Source organism: Bacillus sp. GW823-FHT06A11, assembly GCF_058795355.1.
This window is the reverse complement of sequence record NZ_JBXAHS010000001.1, coordinates 677,287-698,015: the sequence shown is the minus strand read 5'-3', so window position 1 is coordinate 698,015 and position 20,729 is coordinate 677,287. Positions and strand designations below refer to the sequence as shown.

Sequence of the window (20,729 nt, the reverse complement as noted above, 5' to 3'; positions counted from 1 at the left end):
ATATGTTTTATATAGTATTATATAAATTGTTTTATTGCGCAATAAAAAAGATTTGAAAATATATGTTTTTTATAAACAAGATCCTCCGCTCACATCAATTAATTGTCCAGTAACCCAGCGGCTGTCTGGAGAAGCAAGGAATGCAGCAGTATCGGCAATGTCTTCTACTTCACCTAAGCGATTGAAAGCGGAAATAGTAGTAGCGTACTGCTTCATCATCGGGTCGCTCAAGAGTTCTGCATTCATATCTGTTTTAATAAATCCTGGAAGTATTGCATTCACCGTTATTCCTCGTGCTCCAAGCTGTTTTGCTAGTGTAAAAGTCATTGTATTAATAGCGCCTTTCGTCATACTATATGCAACAAAATCAGGTAAAGAAATGCGGGTGGCAGCGGATGAAATATTAATAATTCGGCTATTGTCACGTAAACGTGGTAGTGCTAGTTGAATGATAAAGAATGGAGCTTTTGCATTTACTGAAACCATTCTATCAAAAAATTGTTCAGTCGTTTCTTCAATAAAAGCACCAGGACCAATGCCAGCATTGTTTATTAAAATATCAAATTGTGTTTCACCAGTGCGTATTTGTAATTCAGTATCTAAAGCGTTATAAAGGTTTTCTACACCGTGTAAGGATTCTAAATTTGCGCAGATAGAAAAAGCTTGGCCACCATCTGATCGAATTTCATGAACAGTTTCTTCAGCGTCATCTTTTCGATTACCGTAATGAACAGCAACCAATGCACCGTCATTTGCTAAACGTTTAGCGATTGCTCGTCCAATTCCTCGGCTTGCTCCTGTAACTAACGCTACTTTCCCTTTTAACATAGTTTCCTCATCTCCTCATAAACTTTATAAGTTTTTCTTTATGTAGTAATGCAAACATACTTAAGTAATATATGAGTGTATGTAAGTAATACATTCCAATTTTGATTTGAGAAAAAATAAATAGAATGAATTTTGATTTTTTTGAAAAAACATGTTGACAAGGAAAAGAGCAACGTCCTATAATACGTGTAACAAATAAAAGTTAATTAAGAATTTTCTAACTTTATATGTTGTATATGCAAAGAAGAGGAAAGTAGATGATTATGATCGTTTCAGAGAGCTACTCCAAGGCTGTGAGGGTAGTAACAATCGAATCATTGAAGATCACCTCGGAGCATCGCTTGCGAAAGGGAAACTGAGTAGAGGGCGGCGGCATCGTCTCCGGTAAAAGGACGGAGGTCTGATTGGACCTACAAAGCTTATATTTCGTGAGAAGTATAAGGAAGCTGAGTGGTAACGCGAAACTCTCGCCTCAGCAATCAAAGCTACTAAATTGTAGTAGTTGATTGCTGAGGCGAGAGTTTTTATTTTTAAAAATAGAAGAAGAGAATGCGTAGAAGAGGAGAGTAAATGATAAAGATTGTTTCAGAGAGCTGCCCCGAGGCTGTGAGGGTGGTAACAATTCACTCATTGAAAATCACCTTGGAGCACTACTTTTGAAAACTAGTAAAAAGTAGCGGGGTTGTTCCCGATAGAAAAACAAAAGTCTAATTGGACTTGCAGAGCTTATATTTCGTGAGAAGTATAAGGAAGCTGAGTGGTACCACGATTCCCTCGTCTCAGCAATGGATTGCTACAAGTATGTAAGTAATCGATTGTTGAGACGAGTATGTTTTTAAGATTTATATACTGAATATTCTGTTAAAAATACTCATCTCAGCAATCGATGTAGAAATAGATTGCAAAAAATAGAGGAAAAAAGAGGAGCGATGTGAGATGGGAAACCAGTACATTTACATGAATGGGGAATTTGTAGAAAAAGAAAAGGCAGTTGTTTCAGTATATGATCACGGTTTTTTATACGGAGACGGTGTATTTGAAGGGATTCGTAGTTACGGAGGAAATGTATTTTGTTTAAAAGAACATGTGAAACGATTGTATGAATCAGCGAAATCTATTTTACTAACAATTCCAATGACGGTAGAAGAAATGGAAGAAGCAGTTTTACATACACTCCAAAAAAACGAATATACTGATGCTTACATTCGCTTAATTGTCTCAAGAGGAAAAGGTGACTTAGGGCTCGATCCGAGAAGTTGTGTGAAGCCGAGCGTAATTATCATTGCAGAACAATTAAAGTTATTCCCACAAGAATTTTATGATAATGGGCTAAGCGTTGTATCGGTTGCATCAAGACGTAATACGCCAGATGCGTTAGATCCACGTATTAAGTCAATGAATTATTTAAATAACGTACTTGTAAAAATTGAAGCAGCACAAGCAGGAGTGTTAGAGGCTCTTATGTTAAATCAACAAGGATATGTTTGTGAAGGTTCTGGTGATAATGTTTTCGTTGTGAAAGATGGAAAAGTATTAACCCCGCCATCCTATTTAGGAGCATTAGAAGGTATTACGAGAAATAGTGTTATCGAGCTATGTGAGCGACTGAGTATTCCGTGTGAGGAAAGACCGTTCAATCGCCATGATGTATATGTAGCGGATGAAGTATTTTTAACAGGAACAGCAGCGGAGTTAATTCCAGTTGTAAAAGTTGATTCCAGAGAAATTGGAGATGGGAAACCAGGAAGTGTAACGAAACAATTGACCGAAGAATTTAAAAAATTAACGAGAGAAAGAGGAGTACGTGTTCCCGGGCTGACGGAAAGCTTAGCGTAAATAAGGAGAGGAGTTAATGGAAATGAAGCAGCAGTATACAGCGTATGAGAAATTACAGTATGAAGAAATGACAGGCGCTGGGCACGTGATTCAATGTTTGAAGAAATTGGGTGTAACGACCGTTTTCGGCTATCCAGGCGGAGCGATTTTACCAGTATACGATGCGTTATACGAAAGTGGTTTGAAACATGTTTTAACTCGTCATGAACAAGCTGCCATTCATGCGGCTGAAGGATATGCGAGAGCTTCTGGAAAGGTTGGGGTAGTCTTTGCTACCTCTGGCCCAGGGGCGACAAATTTAGTTACGGGTTTAGCAGACGCTTATATGGATTCGATTCCTTTAGTTGTCATTACCGGGCAAGTTGCAACGCCTTTAATTGGTAAAGATGGATTTCAAGAAGCGGATGTTGTCGGAATTACAGTACCTGTTACGAAGCATAATTACCAGGTTCGTGATGTGAATCATGTATCACGAATTGTGCAAGAAGCTTTTTATATCGCCAAAAGCGGGCGCCCGGGACCAGTATTAATTGATATTCCAAAAGATGTTCAAAATGCAAAAGTCACCAGTTTCTTTAATGAAGAAGTTGATATTCCGGGGTACAAACCAGAACTTGTACCAGACAGCATGAAACTTAGAGAGGTGGCTAAAGCAATTTCAAAATCTAAGCGTCCACTTCTTTATATTGGAGGAGGTGTCATTCATTCAGGTGGATCCGATGAACTCTTCGAATTCGCAAGGGAGAACCGTATTCCAGTCGTTTCAACTTTAATGGGACTTGGTGCATATCCACCGGATGATCCATTGTTTCTAGGGATGCTTGGTATGCATGGGACATACGCTGCTAATATGGCGGTAACAGAATGTGATTTACTACTTGCATTAGGTGTTCGCTTCGATGATCGTGTAACAGGAAAATTAGAACTTTTTTCTCCAAACTCGAAAAAAGTACATATTGATATTGATTCTTCTGAGTTTCATAAAAATGTAACTGTAGAACATCCGATTGTTGGTGATGTAAAAAAAGCGTTACACATGCTGTTACATATGTCTATTTATACACAAACAGACGAATGGCTTCAGAAAGTAAAGACATGGAAAGAAGAATATCCACTTTCTTATAAGCAAAAAGAATCTGAGTTAAAACCACAGCATGTGATCAACTTAGTAAGTGAATTAACGAATGGTGAAGCGATTGTCACAACAGAAGTAGGTCAGCATCAAATGTGGGCTGCTCACTTCTATAAAGCAAGAAAACCTCGGACGTTCCTTACCTCTGGAGGATTAGGAACAATGGGGTTTGGTTTTCCAGCAGCAATTGGTGCTCAGCTAGCTAAAAAAGAAGAACTTGTCATTTGTATTGCAGGTGACGCTTCTTTTCAAATGAACATTCAAGAACTACAAACAATTGCTGAAAATAACATCCCTGTAAAAGTATTTATCATAAATAACAAATTTTTAGGGATGGTAAGGCAATGGCAAGAAATGTTTTATGAAAATCGTTTATCAGAATCAAAAATTGGATCACCAGATTTTGTGAAAGTAGCAGAAGCTTATGGAGTAAAGGGATTAAGAGCAACAAATTCAACCGAGGCAAAACAAGTGATGTTAGAAGCATTTGCTCACGAAGGTCCTGTCGTAGTTGATTTTTGTGTAGAAGAAGGTGAAAACGTATTTCCGATGGTTCCGCCAAACAAAGGGAATAACGAAATGATTATGAAGAGGTGGGAAGAATGAGTCATACTTTTTCACTCGTTATTCATAACGAGCCAAGCGTCTTATTACGTATAAGTGGGATTTTTGCTCGGCGTGGTTATTATATTTCTTCTTTACATTTAAAAGAAAGAGATACTAGTGGTGTTTCTGAAATGAAACTCACAGCAGTTTGTACTGAAAATGAAGCGACATTACTTGTTAGTCAGTTGAAAAAATTAATTGATGTTCTGCAAGTAAATAAATTATAAGGAGTGTATGGAATATGAAAACATATTATGAAAAAGATGCAAATGTAGAGTTATTACAAGGAAAAACTGTTGCAGTAGTTGGTTATGGATCACAAGGTCATGCGCAAGCACAAAATTTACGTGATTCTGGTGTAGAGGTTGTAGTTGGTGTTCGTCCTGGTAAGTCGTATGAAGTAGCGAAAGCGGATGGATTTGAAGTAATGTCTGTTTCAGAAGCGGTTCGAACCGCACAAGTTGTACAAATGTTATTGCCAGATGAACAGCAAGCTCATGTGTATAAAGCAGAGGTAGAAGAGAATCTTCGTGAAGGACAAATGTTACTTTTCTCACATGGATTTAACATTCACTTCGGACAAATTAATCCGCCAAGTTACGTAGATGTAGCGATGGTCGCGCCAAAAAGTCCAGGTCATCTCGTTCGCCGTGTATTTCAAGAAGGAAATGGTGTTCCAGCATTAGTCGCAGTGCATCAAGATGCGACGGGAACAGCGCTACATGTAGCACTGGCGTATGCAAAAGGTGTAGGGTGTACACGTGCGGGGGTAATTGAAACGACATTCCAAGAAGAAACCGAAACGGATTTATTCGGTGAGCAAGCTGTACTTTGCGGCGGGGTAACTGCACTTGTGAAGGCCGGGTTCGAAACGTTAACGGAAGGTGGATATCGTCCTGAAATTGCATACTTTGAATGTTTGCATGAATTAAAGCTAATTGTTGACTTAATGTACGAAGGTGGATTAACGACTATGCGCCATTCTATTTCAGATACGGCAGAGTTTGGAGATTATGTAACAGGATCGAGAATTGTTACAGATGAAACGAAGAAAGAAATGAAGCGTGTTCTGACAGAAATTCAGCAAGGTGAATTTGCGAAGAAATGGATTTTAGAAAATCAAGCAGGGCGTCCGACGTATAACGCAATGAAAAAAGCAGAACAAAATCATCAATTAGAAAAAGTGGGAGCAGAGCTTCGTGAAATGATGAGCTGGATTCATGCACCGAAAGAATTAGTAAAGAAATAGAGTAAGAGAGTATAAATGAAAAATATGTAAGAGGGGATTTGACAAGATGAGAAGTGACATGATTAAAAAAGGTTTTGATAAAGCACCGCACCGTAGTTTATTAAAAGCAACTGGTTTGAAAGATGAAGATTTTGATAAACCTTTCATAGCGATTTGTAATTCTTTTATTGAAATTATTCCAGGGCATAAACACTTGAACGAGTTTGGGAAACTTGTAAAAGAGGCAGTTCGCGCGGCAGGTATGGTACCATTCGAATTCAATACAATTGGAGTTGACGATGGTATTGCGATGGGACATATCGGTATGCGTTATTCTCTTCCGAGTCGTGAAATTATTGCAGATTCAGTAGAAACGGTTGTAAATGCACACTGGTTTGACGGCATGATTTGTATCCCAAACTGTGACAAAATTACACCAGGTATGATGATGGCTGCACTACGTATTAATATTCCGACTGTGTTTGTTTCAGGCGGCCCGATGGCAGCAGGAAAAACATCTAAAGGGGAAGTTGTTGATCTGAGTTCCGTTTTTGAAGGAGTAGGAGCTTATCAATCTGGGAAAATTTCAGAAGAAGAATTAAAAGATATTGAAGATCATGGCTGTCCATCTTGTGGCTCTTGTTCGGGTATGTTTACCGCGAACTCTATGAATTGTTTATGTGAAGTGTTAGGTTTAGCTCTTCCTGGTAACGGGAGTATTTTAGCAATTGATCCAAGACGCGAAGAGTTAATTAAACAAGCAGCAGAGAAATTGAAAATTTTAATTGAAAGAGATATTAAGCCGCGTGATATTGTAACAGAAGAAGCAATTGACGATGCTTTTGCACTTGATATGGCGATGGGCGGATCAACGAATACAGTATTACATACGCTAGCACTCGCACAAGAGGCAGGACTAGATTATGATATGAACCGTATTGATGCAGTTTCAAGACGTGTACCTCATTTATGTAAAGTAAGTCCAGCCTCAAATTGGCATATGGAAGATATTGATCGTGCGGGCGGGATTAGTGCAATTTTGAAAGAGATGAGCCGGAAAGAAGGAGTACTTCATCTTGATCGAATAACTGCTACTGGGCAAACATTAAGAGAAAATATTGCTGAGGCAGAGATTAAAGATAAGGAAGTTATTCACTCTCTCGAAAACCCTCATAGTGAGGAAGGAGGATTGCGTATATTAAAAGGCAACCTTGCGAAAGATGGAGCAGTTATTAAAAGCGGTGCAACAGAAGTAAAGCGTTTTGAAGGACCTTGCGTTATTTTTAATTCACAAGATGAGGCACTTGCTGGCATTATGCTTGGGAAAGTGAAAAAAGGAGATGTAGTTGTCATTCGTTATGAAGGACCAAGAGGTGGCCCTGGTATGCCAGAAATGTTAGCACCAACATCAGCAATTGCTGGAATGGGATTAGGTGCTGAGGTTGCATTATTAACAGATGGACGTTTTTCTGGAGCTTCACGTGGAATTTCAGTAGGACATATTTCACCAGAAGCAGCAGCGGGCGGGATGATTGCACTTCTTGAACAAGGGGATATTGTATGTATTGATGTTGAAGAACGCTTGCTAGAAGTAAGGGTGAGTGATGAGGAATTAGAAAAGCGTAAAAAAGAATGGAAACGACCAGAACCGAAAGTGAAAACTGGCTGGCTTGGACGTTATGCACAAATGGTAACATCGGCGAATACAGGGGCTGTTCTGAAAATCCCGAATTTTGATTGAGCCAATTTAAAAAAGATAAGGATGATATATAATGGTGCAAAAGGTAAAGGAGAGAGTGAAAATTGAAGATATCTTAATGGCCCATAATTGCCTGAAAGATATCGTTATTAAAACACCGTTACAACGTGATACAGTTTTATCTGAGAAATATGATTGTGACGTTTATGTAAAACGAGAAGACTTACAATTAATTCGCTCTTTCAAAATTCGTGGTGCATACAATTTGATTCAAAGTTTACCGAAAGAAAAGTTACAAAACGGTGTTGTTTGTGCAAGTGCTGGTAATCATGCGCAAGGAGTTGCTTATACGTGTAATTTATTGAAGATTCCGTCAAAAATATTTATGCCCACCACAACACCGAAACAAAAAGTATCACAAGTACAATTTTTCGGTGGTGATTTCGCAGAGATTGTATTAGTTGGTGATACATTCGATAGCTCTTTCCAAGAAGCACAGTGTTATTGTGAAGAAAATAGAATGACATTTGTTCATCCGTTTGATGATCCGTATGTAGTTGCTGGTCAAGGGACAGTGGCAGTTGAAATTATGCATGATATGGAGAAACCGGTTGATTATATCTTTACAGCAATCGGTGGTGGTGGATTAGCATCAGGAGTTGGTACATATGTAAAAGGTGTTAGTCCTACTACAAAGGTTATTGGTGTAGAGCCAATGGGAGCTGCATCTATGAAAGAGGCTTTTCTTCAAAATGAAAATGTAGCATTGGAGAAAATAGATAGCTTTGTTGATGGGGCAGCTGTTAAAAAAGTAGGAAAGTTAACATTTGAAACTTGTAAAGATGTAATTGACGATATTATTTTAGTACCAGAGGGGAAAGTTTGTACGACGATTTTAGAACTATATAAGAAAAATGCGATTGTAGCTGAACCGGCTGGTGCACTCTCTATTGCAGCGCTTGATTTATATAGAGATGAAATAAAAGGTAAAACAGTTGTATGTACGCTAAGTGGTGGAAATAATGATATTGATAGAATGCAAGAAATGAAAGAGCGTTCGCTCATTTATGAAGGACTGAAACATTACTTTATCATTGAATTTCCGCAGCGTTCAGGTGCGCTAAGAGAATTTCTTGATAAAGGATTAGGACCAGAAGATGACATTACGCGCTTTGAGTATATTAAGAAACATAATAAAGAAAATGGTCCAGCATTAGTCGGCGTAGAATTAAAACATAAAGAAGATTATGAGCAATTAATTACTCGCTTTAAAGAAAATAATATTCAATTTATGGAACTTAATAAAAACCCTGTTTTGTTTGATTTGCTTATTTAATAGAAGGAAAGAGTTAGAATGTAAATAAAAAAGATAGATACAAGCGAGGGAATATAGTGCTTGTTCTATCTTTTTTATAGTTAAACTAGGTACTCATTAAATTCAAGAAGAATAAAGCTAGCTAACCAAAAGAGTATCGCAATACGAATGATTACATACATTGTAAATTCAAAAGGAGTAAGATTTCTCTCTCGCTTTATTTTTTTAAATAGTCTCACAGAATAAAAGGAACATAAAAGTAGAACTGCTATAGAAATTTTATAAACGTTCTCTAACAAACTTACATTTTCTAATAAGTCTTTCAGCATGTTTATCACCTATTCTGTAAAGTATATTACAGAGAAATAGATCTTGAGCTGTCTAGTTTCGTTTGTTTTTTATTTTCCCTGTATCATCAATTTCTACATCAGTTGAAATTGTTTGTAAATATTGAAGAGCTTTTTTCTTTTCTCCCTCATTTACAGGGGAAACTTGGTTGTTGCGAATGATATAAGGATTGAATGACATTTGGACATCCTTTCCTTTAAAAGTTAAAGTTAATACGCCAGTTTCAGCGCTTTTCCCATTCACATAACTCGGGAATAAAAAGTTACCTAATGAGTAAGCGATAGGAACTTTATTATAATACTCAAACCCTTGTAACCAATGTGGATGGCTTCCGACAATTGCGTTAGCTCCTGCTTCAACCATTTTAGGTACATATTGCTTTTGGTATTCTACCGGACGATTTGATTTTTCAACGCCCCAATGCATATAGACGATTAAATAGTCTGCATCTTGTTTTTGTTCTTTAATTGTTTTTGTTACAAGATTTAAATCATAGCCATTCGCAACGCCAGGTTTATTCTCACCAGCTACCCAATTAGAATCAGGCATAAATCGAACGAAGGAAAGAAATTTAAACTTTTTTCCTTTTACGGTCATTTCTCGTGCTGTATATGCATCTTTCGCATTTTTTCCGGCTCCAATGTAAGGGAACTTTAATTTTTCTACGTGAGAAATCGTATCTAATAATCCATCTTGCCCATAATCAAGTGTGTGGTTATTCCCAATATTTACGATGTCATATCCAGTGTTTTTAATAGCTTGTAGTGTAGATGGATCACTTTTAATCCAAAACAGTTGCCCAGGTGCTTTCTTTTCTTTCGTTGTAAATGCCGACTCTAAATTCACAAAAGAAATATCAGCTTTTTTTATTTCTTCTTTTACATGTTGGAATGGGTAATCAGCCCCATTCTTTTCGATTATAGGACGTAATTGCCAATCGAACATTGTATCACCAGAGAAGGTGAGTGTGATTTCTTGGTCTTCTATTTTCTTTTCGCTTTTTGAAGCGGTTTTACTAGATTTGTTTTGCAAATCGGGTTTGTCTTTTGCTTTTGAAATAAAAGAGTAATTGATTAATAAAACAATCGGTGTAATGAAAAAGGCTATTAACAAAAATCGTTTTAGTAAAGTTTTCATATATACCTTCCCTTTTAATATTATCCCGCAATTAAATTAACACTGAATCTATTAAAGGTAATTAAAGTTACAAAAAATAGCGGGTTATGTAGTGGAAAACATTTGTTAATATTCTCAATATTAAGTTAACATATAGATAACCTGTAAATCAATGTATAAACCAAAATATAGAAATAAAGAATTCGAAGGGTGAAGAATGAGAAATGGTTATATTAGGAGCAGTTGTAAATGGAATTTGTATTATATTTGGTACTTTACTTGGTAAATTATTTAGTAGGATTCCAGAAAGTATGAAAGGGACGATAATGCACGCAATCGGTTTAGCGGTTACTGTGCTTGGGCTTCAAATGGCATTAAAAAGTGAAAACTTTCTTGTTGTCATACTGAGTTTAGTGATTGGTACGGTAATTGGAGAATGGTTACAATTAGAAGAAAAGTTAAAACATTTAGGGGATTGGCTAGAAAATAAAGTTGGATCGAAAGGGAAAGGTAGTATATCAGAAGGTTTTGTAACAGCTACTTTAATTTTTGCAATTGGCGCGATGGGGATACTTGGTGCACTTGACAGTGGGATTCGCGGAAATCATGATATTTTATTTACAAAGGCGATTATCGATGGATTTATTTCTATTATATTAACGACAACTCTAGGAATTGGCGTAGTATTTTCGGCGATTCCAGTTGTTTTATATGAAGGTGGTATTGCAGTTTTTGCAACACAAATTAATAGTTTTGTCCCGAAAGAATTAATGAACCAATTTATAGTGGAGATGACGGCTACGGGCGGCATTATGATATCTGCTATTGGATTGAACTTGCTTAGTATTATTAAAATCAAGGTGGCAAATTTACTTCCAGGTATATTGGTAGTGGGTGTAATTGTTTCAATTATTTATGGTTACGGTTTAATGGATTATTAACCAACTTCATTTAGTGGGAGTTGGTTTTATTATGAAAAAAATGTGGGATTGTAGTGATTTTCACTAGAAAATAGCGGGTTTTGTAGTAAATCTTACATATAAAGCAAATTACTAAACTTTTTACAAGAAAGGGTGTAGAATGGGTATCTAAAGAAAGAAGGTGTGAAAATGGCCAGCTGGAAACGGAATTTAATGATTTGTTGGCTAGGTTGTTTTACCACTGCAGCCGGTATGAGTTTAGTAATTCCTTTCTTATCTTTTTATATTGAGGAATTAGGAGTAACTGGCACTTCAAGCATTGCACAGTGGTCGGGACTTGCATTTGGTGTAACATTTTTAATGGGTGCGATCGTATCACCAATATGGGGGAAGCTTGGTGATATACATGGACGGAAATTGATGCTTATTCGCGCTAGCCTCGGTATGGCGATTATTATGACGCTTATGGGGTTTGTAACGGATGTGTATCAACTAGTCGCACTAAGATTTTTAATGGGAGCAGTATCTGGTTTCCTTTCAACAGCGATGACATTTATTGCAGCAGAAACTCCGAAAGAACATTCAGGTTGGGCGATTTCCACAATTTCAACTGGTGGTGTGAGCGGTTCGTTACTTGGCCCGTTACTTGGAGGTTATTTGTCTGAGTTAATTGGAATGCGTCATGTCTTTCTTGTTACAGGAGCTTTTTTATTCCTTTCCTTTCTCATCGTTTTTTTCTTCCTGCATGAAGAAAATCACTCTGCTCAAGCAAAAAAAACACAGCCGAAAAAAGTATGGACGATGGTCCCAGCGAAGCATTTAATTATTAGTTTATTTGTAACAACATTTATTATTCAACTTGCTAATATGTCAGTTCAACCCATTGTTACATTGTACGTGAAAAATTTAGTAGGTCCTCATGCTGCACATATTGAAACAATTGCGGGAGCAGTTATGTCAGCGACAGGATTAGCAGTTATTTTGGCAGCACCAAGACTAGGAAGATTATCAGATCATATCGGTCCTCAAAAAACGTTAGTTGTAGCGTTATTTGCAGCAGGAATTATTTTTATCCCGCAAGCATTTGTAACCTCAGCTTGGCAACTATTAATTCTTCGGTTTTTATTAGGTATCGCACAAGCAGGATTATTGCCTTCCGTACAAACTCTACTAAAACAACATACACCAACCCATGTTACGGGACGAATATTTGGATATAATCAGTCGTTTCAGTTTTTAGGAAATATGATTGGTCCAGTGCTCGGGGGACAAATTGCAGCGCATGCAGGCTTCCAATATGTTTTCCTCTCTACATCATCACTATTATTTATTGCGTGTATTTGGGTTTATTTTCATAATAAGAACGAAGAAGTATCAGAGAAACAACGTTTGGAAGTTAGTTAACTAAGTGAATGAAAAAGAAAAAGGATGAAGCAACATGTGCTTCATCCTTTTTCTTTAAAATCGAAGACAGAGATAACTTAATGTACCAAGCTCATAACTACGGTGAATGACTTCACCGCTATTCTCGCCACTTCCCATTGCAATAAACAAAGGAACAAAATGCTCTGCTCTTGGTACTGCTAATTGTGCATGAGGAGCATTATTCTCCCAATTAAACAATGCATCTTTATCGTTATTCTGTATATGTTTAATAATCCAATCATCAAATTCAATTGCCCATTTTTCAGGAGTAGTTTGATTCCATTTCAGTGCTCGTAAATTATGAACGGTAACGCCACTACCGATTACTAAAATATCTTCTTGTCCGAGTCCTTTAAGTGCTTCTCCAATTTCAAATTGTTCTTTTGCAGAAAGGAATGGATTTACTGATATTTGCACGACAGGAATACTTGCTTCTGGATACATGCGGTGCAGGAGTGTCCATGAACCATGATCTAAACCTCTCGTCATATTATGATGGACTGGAATACCTTTGTTTCTAAATTTTGTTTCTAACATAGATGCAATGCTAGAAGAGCCTTTCGCACGATATTTGATTTCGTATAACTCAGGGGGGAAACCTCCAAAATCATAAATTGTTTCATACTCGTTATCTGATGAGGAAATCGTTAATACTTCACTTTCCCAGTGAGCAGTAAAAATAACAATTGCTTTCGGTTTATATGTTTCTCCAAGTGTTTTTAAAAATCGTGTATAGTCTGTATCTTGAATAGCGAGCATAGGCGAACCATGTGCTAAAAATAGTGATGGCATCATAATAGTAGAAACCTCCTAAAAATTATATAATTACTTTATGTAAGTAACTATATAATTTTATTTTCGATTCGTCAAGAGATTAGTTTGAAAGCAAGTCTGAAAAATACATCATTTGTCATAATGAAAGCAATTACATATAATATAAAATAAGAAAAGTGAATGGATATTCATTTTTCTTAAAGGTATACATAATAAATTTGGGGGCTGACGAAATGAATGTACAGGAAAGTTTCGTTACGGCATTGGATGGATCGGAAATTTATTTGCGTAAATGGTTACCAGAAGGAGATCCGAGAGGAATTATTCAAATTGCACATGGCATGACAGAGCATGCAGGGGTGTATACAGAATTTGTAGATGCTTTATTGGAAGCAGGGTATGGTGTTTATGCGCATGATCATAAAGGACATGGGAAAACAGTAAAAAAAGAAGAAGATTATGGTCATTTTGAACCAAATATAGGGTGGAATCAAGTTGTATCGGATGTTATCTTTGTTTCAGAAAGGATAAAAGAAGAGCAGTCAAGTCCTTTGTTTTTACTTGGACATAGTATGGGTTCTTTTTTATCAAGACGTGCTGTACAACTTAGGGGTGAACTATACGATGGATTTCTGATTTCAGGAACAGGTGGAAATCCAGGGCTTTTAGGAGCTATTGGTCATAAAGTAGCAACAATCGAAATGAAATTGCGCGGGGCAAAAACGAAAAGTCCAATGTTAAACTTTTTATCTTTCGGAAACTTCAATTCGAACTTTAAGCCAAATCGTACAAAATTTGATTGGTTATCTTCAGATAATAATCAAGTTGATAAATATATTGCGGATCCGTTATGTGGTTTCATTTGTACGACGAGTTTTTACCGAGAATTATTTTCTGGAGTATTAGAAGTAAATAAACTAGAAGAATACAAGAAGACGCCAAAGAATCTTCCAATACATATATTCTCTGGTGATCGTGATCCTGTTGGCGATATGGGGAAAGGTGTAAAAGAAGTATATGAAAACTATAAAAAATGTGGTGTGAAAGACGTGACACTACGTTTATATGAAAATGGTAGACATGAAATGTTTCATGAAGTAAATAAGGATGAAGTATTTAAAGATTTAATTTCGTGGTTAGATGCGCATAATGGATAAGAAAAACCTCACTTCATGCTGAAGTGAGGTTTTTTGAAAAACTGGAGGTATGGTTATGAGTGAATTTGTAAATAAAGAATATGTAGAAATAAATTTTCAAGATGTTAAGAATAATTTCTAATCAACCTTTTTATAAAGCAACAGATGCCTGTTCATAATAGTAGTATAATAGTGAATGAGGTGTTAATAGAATGGAAGATAGAACGTTAGGTTTATTACTAGATGTTGTTGGGGAATTATTTTCAGATGAAATTTCAATTGCTGTTTCGAATACGAAAGAATATATTTACTATCGGCCAAGTAAACGAATTGATTTAAAGATTAGTGTCGGGGATCCTATAAAGGAAGGAACGATTGCTCATAAAGCGATGGTGATGAATCAAAAAACCTCTGAGTTTATTAATCGGGATGTTTTTGGTATTCCTTATCATGGAATGGCTGTACCATTTTCAAACAATGGAAAGCTTGAAGGGTGCGTAACGGCAATTTATCCAGCTTTAACGGATGGAAAGTCAGTTGTTACTTTAAAAACAACAGACGGCTGGATTCCGGTTCCTTTTTCAAAGGTTATGTATTTAGAGGCTAAAGATAAAAAGACGTATGTGAATTCAGAAGAGTTATCAGGAACACATAAATACTCTCTGCAAGAATTCGAATACTTGCTTCCGAAAGATTCATTTATTAGATGTCACCGTTCGTTTATTGTAAATGTTAATCATATTAAAGCGATTTATCCTGATACCCATTCTACTTTTGTACTTTCAATGGATAATGGTGAGAGAGTACCAGTTAGTCAATCATACGCTAGTTATTTCCGTAAACTTCTAGGATTCTAAATTTTTCTGCTTTAGAACCTAGATTTGCTGTTCTGTCTGAATTTTCGGCATTGTATACTAAAATCCCTATTTTGATAGTGTTAATGTGTAAAATAATTATGAATATTCAATGAGAGAGGGATTACATATGGAGAACAATTTAGATAGAATCAGAGATCAACGTCTAAAAGATCGGGTAGTTACACCTGAAGAAGCAGCTTCCTGGATTCAAAGTGGAATGACTTTAGGCTTAAGTGGGTTTACACGTGCAGGTGATGTAAAAGCAGTCCCATTTGCGCTTGTAAACCGAGTTAAGAATGATGAATCTTTTAAAGTAAATGTTTATACTGGGGCTTCTTTAGGATCGGATGTAGACAAATTATTTGCTGAGGCAGGAATTTTAGGGAAAAGATTACCTTTCCAAGCTGACGCGACTATGCGAAAAGGAATTAATAACGGAGACTTTTTATTTGTGGATCAACACTTGTCTCATACAGCAGAGTTACTCCGTGCTGACGTTCTGGATATAGATTTCGCCATTTTGGAAGCGGTTGCGATTACAGAGGACGGAATGATTATTCCAACCACTTCAATTGGAAATTCCTTAGCGTTTTCCTTAAATGCTAAGTCTATTATTATTGAAATGAATATGGCTCAATCCGCGCAATTAGAGGGGCTACATGATCTATATGAACCAGGTAAACAAGGGGAGAGGCTTCCAATTCCGCTTGTGAAAACAGATGACCGAATTGGAACAATCGGTATTCCAATTGATCCTGAAAAAGTAAAGGGAATTGTGTTTACGAATCAATTGGATTCGCCATCGACAATTGTTCCTCCGGATGAAGAAACTGTTATTATGGCACAGCATTTAATAGAATTCCTTCGAGAAGAAGTCAAAGTAGGCCGATTAACAAATCGTTTAGCGCCGTTACAATCAGGAATTGGTTCAGTGGCTAACGCCGTATTGCATGGAATGTTAGATTCAGAATTTGAAGATTTAGAAGTATATTCCGAGGTTTTACAAGATGCAGTTTTTGATCTTATGGATGCTGGAAAAGTCAATTTTGCTTCTTGTTGTTCTATCACGCTTTCTGAAGAGAAAATGCAACAAGTATTTTCTAACTTTGAAAAATATCGTGACAAATTAATGATGCGTCCACAAGAGATTTCCAATCATCCTGAAATTATTCGTCGCCTTGGATTAATCTCAATTAATACTGCATTAGAATTAGATATATACGGAAATGTTAACTCTACTCACGTTTTAGGTACAAAAATGATGAATGGTATTGGTGGGTCTGGCGATTTTGCAAGAAATGCCCGCCTAGCTATCTTTGTTACTAAATCGATTGCGAAAGGTGGTAACATTTCAAGCATCGTTCCTTTCGTTTCTCATGTAGACCATACTGAACATGATGTAGATGTTATCGTCACTGAACAGGGGTATGCTGACTTAAGGGGACTTGCGCCAAGAGAAAGAGTGGAACTTATTATTGAGAATTGCGTACATCCAATGTATCGTGCCCAGCTACGAGCTTATTACGAAGAAGCAAAAATAAGAGGTGGACAAACTCCTCATATTTTAGAAAAAGCTTTTTCTTGGCATACGAACTATGCTAAAAATGGAACAATGCTTGAAGCGGTAGTAGAAACTGTATAGGTTTGTATCGTACGAAATAGTAAAACGAATGAGTGAGCTTGAAGATTAAATTTTAGAAAAAGAGAACGCCAACTTTTAGGGATGGCGTTCTTTTTCTTTAAAAAAATTGTTGAAAATCGTACTGATTATAATAAAGATTTATAAAATTAATTTCTAATTTATGGAAATTAAAGGTTTTTTGAAGTGCTTTCCGAATCAATTTAGTAGTGTACATATTGAAAGTGAGGAAAAAGAATCATGAAGATAAGAGAAGCATTATTAAGTGAAGCAAATGAATTAAGTGAACTCGCACTACATTCAAAAGCAACGTGGAATTATAGTGAAGAATTCATACTTGCTTGTAAGGAAGATTTAACAATTACGGAAGAGTACATAAAAAATAATTTTGTATATGTTTTAGAAAACGATAATGCGAAGATTGGTTTTTTCTCATTTTTACGTAATGATAAAGCTCTCGATTTCTTGTACATTCATCCTCATTACAAAGGAAAAGGTTACGGGAAAATACTTTGGGAGTATGTAATAGAAAAAGCCAATGAACTAGGATTAAAAAGTTTTACAATTGATAGTGATCCGAATGCAAAAGGATATTACTTGAAAATGGGAGCACAGTTAATAGGAGAGACACCATCAACGGTCTTTAAGGGTCGTGTACTGCCTCTTTTGAAATATGATGTGTAAAACTATTAATAGTAGGGGAAGATTAGAATGGATGATGTAAAGGAAAAAAGAATATATGAAGCACTAATAAAATCGTGGTCGATTGAAACGAGTTCAAAGTGGACAATTGAAAACCCAGCAAAGGGACAATGTGGTGTTACAGCTCTTGTCGTTCAAGACATATACGGAGGAGAAATTAAAAAGACAAAAGTAAGAGAGGTATGGCACTTTTATAACTTTATAGATGGGCAGAGATTTGATTTTACAGAGACTCAATTCAATGGGAAATTGAATTATATGGATGAAAAGTCAAATCGGGAAGAAGCATTTGCAGATACAAATGAAAAACAATATAGCATTTTGAAGGGAAAAATAACGAAAGAATTAAAATTATCTTTTGACTCTTAATCTTTAATAAGTTACTATAATGGTGGTAACTTCATTAAAGGGAACTTCATAGAGTTGAAAGGGGAAATACTTTTGAAAACAACTTATGTAAACGCTACAATTGTAACGATGAATGAACAAAACGAAGTGATAGAAAATGGATATATCATTGTAGAAAATGATCAAATTATAGATGTAAAGAGCGGAGAATTTGCAAATGATTTTGAAGTAGATGAAGTAATTGACATGAAAGGAAAGTGGGTTTTACCAGGGCTTGTAAATACACATACACACGTTGTAATGAGTCTCCTAAGAGGTATTGGAGATGATATGTTATTACAGCCATGGCTTGAGACGAGAATTTGGCCACTGGAAAGTCAATTTACTCCCCAAATTGCGGTCGCTAGTACGGAATTAGGATTACTTGAGATGGTGAAAAGTGGTACAACATCATTCTCTGACATGTTTAATCCAATTGGAGTAGATCAAGACGCAATTATGGAAACGGTATCAAGGAGCGGGATGCGAGCTGCTGTTTCAAGGACTTTATTTAGCTTCGGAACGAAAGACGATGAAAAGAAAGCGATTGAAGAAGCTGAGAAATATGTGAAGCGTTATTATAAAGAAAGTGGCATGTTAACTACGATGGTTGCACCACATAGTCCATATACATGTAGTACAGAATTGTTAGAAGAGTGTGCTCGTATTGCAGTAGAGAATCAAACAATGGTTCATATCCACCTTTCTGAAACAGAGCGTGAAGTACGTGATATTGAAGCACAGTACGGAAAACGTCCAGTAGAATATGCAGCGAGCTGCGGATTGTTTAAACGCCCAACAGTTATTGCACACGGTGTAGTATTAAATGATGATGAGCGTGCATTTTTAGCAGAACATGATGTTCGAGTAGCTCATAATCCGAATAGTAATTTAAAACTAGGTTCTGGTATAGCGAATGTAAAAGCGATGCTAGAAGCAGGAATAAAAGTAGGAATTGCAACAGATAGTGTTGCATCTAACAATAATTTAGACATGTTTGAAGAAATGCGCATAGCGACTTTATTACAAAAAGGTATTCACCAAGACGCAACAGCATTACCAGTTGAAACAGCTCTTTCTCTTGCGACAAAAGGAGCTGCGGAAGTAATCGGGATGAAACAAACAGGGTCACTAGAAGCTGGTAAGTGTGCTGATTTTATTACGATTGACCCGTCTAACAAGCCGCATCTACAACCAGCAGATGAAGTGTTATCACACCTTGTATATGCTGCGAGTGGTAAAGATATAAGCGATGTAATTATTAACGGAAAACGTGTCGTTTGGAATGGTGAATGTAAAACGTTAGATGAAGAGCGTATTATATTTGAAGCAAGTCGTTATAAACGAGGTTTACAAAGATAACTTTTTTAGGCTGTGGAGAGAATCTTCTCCACAGCCTATTTCTAATTTGTAAACCTCACTATATTTTTTAAAACTTTGCAACAGAAGTGATAATGCTAACACTACTCAAAAAATTAGATGTTGACGCTAGTTTTAGAGTACATTGATAGTTAGGACATGTATTTATTTTTGGTTTTTAATAAACTTATTGTATTATTGTGTATTAAATGAACTATTAAGGCGATTAAAGGTAAAGCAGCTCCAATGAGTAAAGTTACTTCACTATTAAATTTATAGTAAGTATAACTTCCAATCCATGAACCAAAGGCTCCTCCCAAAAAGAAAATAGTCATATATAATCCATTAAGTCTGTTTCTTATCTCGGGATTCAAACCAAAGATAATTTTTTGACCTAATAATAAATTTCCTGCTACACCAATATCAATGCAGATACCTGAGATAAGAATTAAAATTATGCTAAATAGTGAATGATCTTGAACAAAGAATAATAGTACGATCGATAATAGTACGAGTGCCATTGATACATTAGTCATTGTAAAAATATAACCTTTATCTGCTATTTTACCAATAGTAGGAGTTAATAAAGCTCCAGCAATTGCAACAAAGCCAAATAATGCAATTTCATTATTTGAAAAATGTAATGGCTCTGATCTTAATAAAATTGGAATAGCTGTCCAATAAAGGCTAAATGCAGCAAATAAACATGCGTGATAAAAAGCTCTTTGTTGTAAAGGAGAAGTATTTATTAGTAGCTTTACCATAGAAGTTATTAAATTTGGATATGTCATGTTACTAGTTGAGATAACTTCATAGTTGGGTAAAAATTTTAGAATTAACAGTAATACGGTAACTAGGGTTATTAATGAAAAAAGAAATACCATTCTCCAGCCAAACCACTCTGTTATTCCGATAGATAATGGGCGAGCAATCATAATCCCAATCAATAAACCACTCATCACTTTACCCACATATTTACCTGCCTCTTCAATTGGCACGATTCTCATTGTTAGTGGAACTAACATTTGAGCTGCACAGGCCCCAATGCCAATTATAGTTGTTAATAGTAAAAAAATAATTCCGTTTGTCGAAATTAGCGTACCAATTAATGAAAAAATAGTTAGCCCGATAAGAATTCCTATTATTTTCTTACTTTTCAATAAGTCAGCGATCGGTACGATAAAAAATAACCCCAATCCATACCCAATTTGTGTCAAAGTAGTGAGCAATCCAGATAAATCAGAAGAAATGTTCAGATCTTTTGCAATGAATTGTACAATTGGTTGTGCATAATAAATATTTGCAGCAAGTGAACCACAACTAATTGCTAAAATAAATATTAGAAAATTTGTCTTTTTAGTCAATTTTATCATTCCTTTTATTTATTTTGGTACGTTCGTTCCAGAAACTTTAAAAAAGAAA

At 36.1% G+C, this 20,729-nt stretch carries 19 protein-coding genes and 1 other annotated feature; of the genes, 14 read left to right on the top strand and 5 right to left on the bottom strand.

From position 1 onward, the window contains the following. Positions 1 to 69 precede the first annotated feature (69 nt). Positions 70 to 828 carry an SDR family oxidoreductase gene (locus tag AC1Q8L_RS03315; RefSeq protein WP_098311645.1) on the bottom strand — a complete coding sequence of 253 codons (759 nt, stop codon included), beginning with the start codon at positions 826 to 828 and terminating at the stop codon, positions 70 to 72. Positions 829 to 1,373: 545 nt separating this feature from the next. Then, positions 1,374 to 1,613: a binding site (T-box leader), on the top strand. Positions 1,614 to 1,764: 151 nt separating this feature from the next. Between AC1Q8L_RS03315 and ilvE the strand changes: the two genes are divergently transcribed. Genes ilvE through ilvA form a run of 6 tightly spaced genes read left to right on the top strand, consistent with a single transcriptional unit; the run spans position 1,765 to position 8,665 of the window. Then, positions 1,765 to 2,664 (top strand): branched-chain-amino-acid transaminase, encoded by a 900-nt coding sequence (ilvE, locus tag AC1Q8L_RS03310; RefSeq protein WP_098311646.1) that lies wholly within the window; start codon positions 1,765 to 1,767, stop codon positions 2,662 to 2,664. Between the two features lie 22 nt (positions 2,665 to 2,686). Beyond that, positions 2,687 to 4,402: an acetolactate synthase large subunit gene (gene ilvB, locus AC1Q8L_RS03305; protein WP_002153104.1), complete on the top strand. Its 1,716-nt coding sequence runs from the start codon at positions 2,687 to 2,689 to the stop codon at positions 4,400 to 4,402. Next, positions 4,399 to 4,629 carry an ACT domain-containing protein gene (locus AC1Q8L_RS03300; protein WP_000019909.1) on the top strand — a complete coding sequence of 77 codons (231 nt, stop codon included), beginning with the start codon at positions 4,399 to 4,401 and terminating at the stop codon, positions 4,627 to 4,629. Before ilvB ends, AC1Q8L_RS03300 begins: the two co-directional genes overlap by 4 nt. A 14-nt stretch (positions 4,630 to 4,643) precedes the next feature. After that, positions 4,644 to 5,651, top strand: a complete 1,008-nt coding sequence (locus AC1Q8L_RS03295; protein WP_000861143.1) for a ketol-acid reductoisomerase — start codon at positions 4,644 to 4,646, stop codon at positions 5,649 to 5,651. A gap of 46 nt (positions 5,652 to 5,697) precedes the next feature. Then, a complete protein-coding gene (gene ilvD / locus AC1Q8L_RS03290; protein WP_001255815.1) occupies positions 5,698 to 7,371 on the top strand; it encodes a dihydroxy-acid dehydratase in 1,674 nt (557 codons plus the stop codon). 31 nt (positions 7,372 to 7,402) lie between these two features. Continuing rightward, positions 7,403 to 8,665: a threonine ammonia-lyase IlvA gene (gene ilvA / locus AC1Q8L_RS03285; RefSeq protein ID WP_000250317.1), complete on the top strand. Its 1,263-nt coding sequence runs from the start codon at positions 7,403 to 7,405 to the stop codon at positions 8,663 to 8,665. An 80-nt stretch (positions 8,666 to 8,745) separates the two neighbouring features. On the opposite strand, the gene AC1Q8L_RS03280 is transcribed toward ilvA, so the two are convergent. Both AC1Q8L_RS03280 and AC1Q8L_RS03275 read right to left on the bottom strand, forming a co-directional pair. Continuing rightward, positions 8,746 to 8,973: a hypothetical protein gene (locus AC1Q8L_RS03280; RefSeq protein WP_000910229.1), complete on the bottom strand. Its 228-nt coding sequence runs from the start codon at positions 8,971 to 8,973 to the stop codon at positions 8,746 to 8,748. Between the two features lie 52 nt (positions 8,974 to 9,025). Continuing rightward, on the bottom strand, positions 9,026 to 10,129 hold the full coding sequence (locus AC1Q8L_RS03275) for a CapA family protein (protein ID WP_000854539.1): 1,104 nt from the start codon (positions 10,127 to 10,129) through the stop codon (positions 9,026 to 9,028). 203 nt (positions 10,130 to 10,332) lie between these two features. Here AC1Q8L_RS03275 and AC1Q8L_RS03270 point away from each other — a divergent pair, with 203 nt between their 5' ends. Further along, the gene (locus tag AC1Q8L_RS03270) at positions 10,333 to 11,049 is read left to right on the top strand and encodes a DUF554 domain-containing protein (protein WP_000236031.1); all 717 of its coding nucleotides are present in this window, start codon (positions 10,333 to 10,335) and stop codon (positions 11,047 to 11,049) included. Positions 11,050 to 11,217: 168 nt separating this feature from the next. Beyond that, complete coding sequence (locus AC1Q8L_RS03265) at positions 11,218 to 12,432, top strand: multidrug efflux MFS transporter (RefSeq protein WP_000179298.1); 1,215 nt, start codon at positions 11,218 to 11,220, stop codon at positions 12,430 to 12,432. A 54-nt stretch (positions 12,433 to 12,486) separates the two neighbouring features. Here the strand turns inward: AC1Q8L_RS03265 and AC1Q8L_RS03260 are convergent, their stop codons facing one another. After that, the gene (locus tag AC1Q8L_RS03260) at positions 12,487 to 13,248 is read right to left on the bottom strand and encodes a DODA-type extradiol aromatic ring-opening family dioxygenase (RefSeq protein WP_000982913.1); all 762 of its coding nucleotides are present in this window, start codon (positions 13,246 to 13,248) and stop codon (positions 12,487 to 12,489) included. Positions 13,249 to 13,460: 212 nt separating this feature from the next. Here AC1Q8L_RS03260 and AC1Q8L_RS03255 point away from each other — a divergent pair, with 212 nt between their 5' ends. From AC1Q8L_RS03255 to AC1Q8L_RS03230, 6 genes are all read left to right on the top strand, one after another. Beyond that, on the top strand, positions 13,461 to 14,384 hold the full coding sequence (locus AC1Q8L_RS03255) for an alpha/beta hydrolase (protein WP_001102582.1): 924 nt from the start codon (positions 13,461 to 13,463) through the stop codon (positions 14,382 to 14,384). A 191-nt stretch (positions 14,385 to 14,575) separates the two neighbouring features. After that, positions 14,576 to 15,220 carry a LytTR family DNA-binding domain-containing protein gene (locus AC1Q8L_RS03250; protein WP_000390209.1) on the top strand — a complete coding sequence of 215 codons (645 nt, stop codon included), beginning with the start codon at positions 14,576 to 14,578 and terminating at the stop codon, positions 15,218 to 15,220. Between the two features lie 127 nt (positions 15,221 to 15,347). After that, positions 15,348 to 16,862, top strand: coding sequence for a succinyl-CoA:acetate CoA-transferase ScpC (gene scpC / locus AC1Q8L_RS03245; protein WP_000429813.1), 1,515 nt, complete (start codon positions 15,348 to 15,350; stop codon positions 16,860 to 16,862). A 237-nt stretch (positions 16,863 to 17,099) separates the two neighbouring features. Beyond that, positions 17,100 to 17,543 (top strand): GNAT family N-acetyltransferase, encoded by a 444-nt coding sequence (locus AC1Q8L_RS03240; protein ID WP_000701896.1) that lies wholly within the window; start codon positions 17,100 to 17,102, stop codon positions 17,541 to 17,543. 27 nt (positions 17,544 to 17,570) lie between these two features. After that, positions 17,571 to 17,930 carry a YunG family protein gene (locus tag AC1Q8L_RS03235; RefSeq protein WP_000342909.1) on the top strand — a complete coding sequence of 120 codons (360 nt, stop codon included), beginning with the start codon at positions 17,571 to 17,573 and terminating at the stop codon, positions 17,928 to 17,930. Between the two features lie 54 nt (positions 17,931 to 17,984). After that, the gene (locus tag AC1Q8L_RS03230) at positions 17,985 to 19,310 is read left to right on the top strand and encodes a bifunctional S-methyl-5'-thioadenosine deaminase/S-adenosylhomocysteine deaminase (RefSeq protein ID WP_002153101.1); all 1,326 of its coding nucleotides are present in this window, start codon (positions 17,985 to 17,987) and stop codon (positions 19,308 to 19,310) included. Positions 19,311 to 19,459: 149 nt separating this feature from the next. On the opposite strand, the gene AC1Q8L_RS03225 is transcribed toward AC1Q8L_RS03230, so the two are convergent. Continuing rightward, positions 19,460 to 20,680 (bottom strand): MFS transporter, encoded by a 1,221-nt coding sequence (locus AC1Q8L_RS03225; RefSeq protein ID WP_080017572.1) that lies wholly within the window; start codon positions 20,678 to 20,680, stop codon positions 19,460 to 19,462. Positions 20,681 to 20,729: the final 49 nt, after the last annotated feature.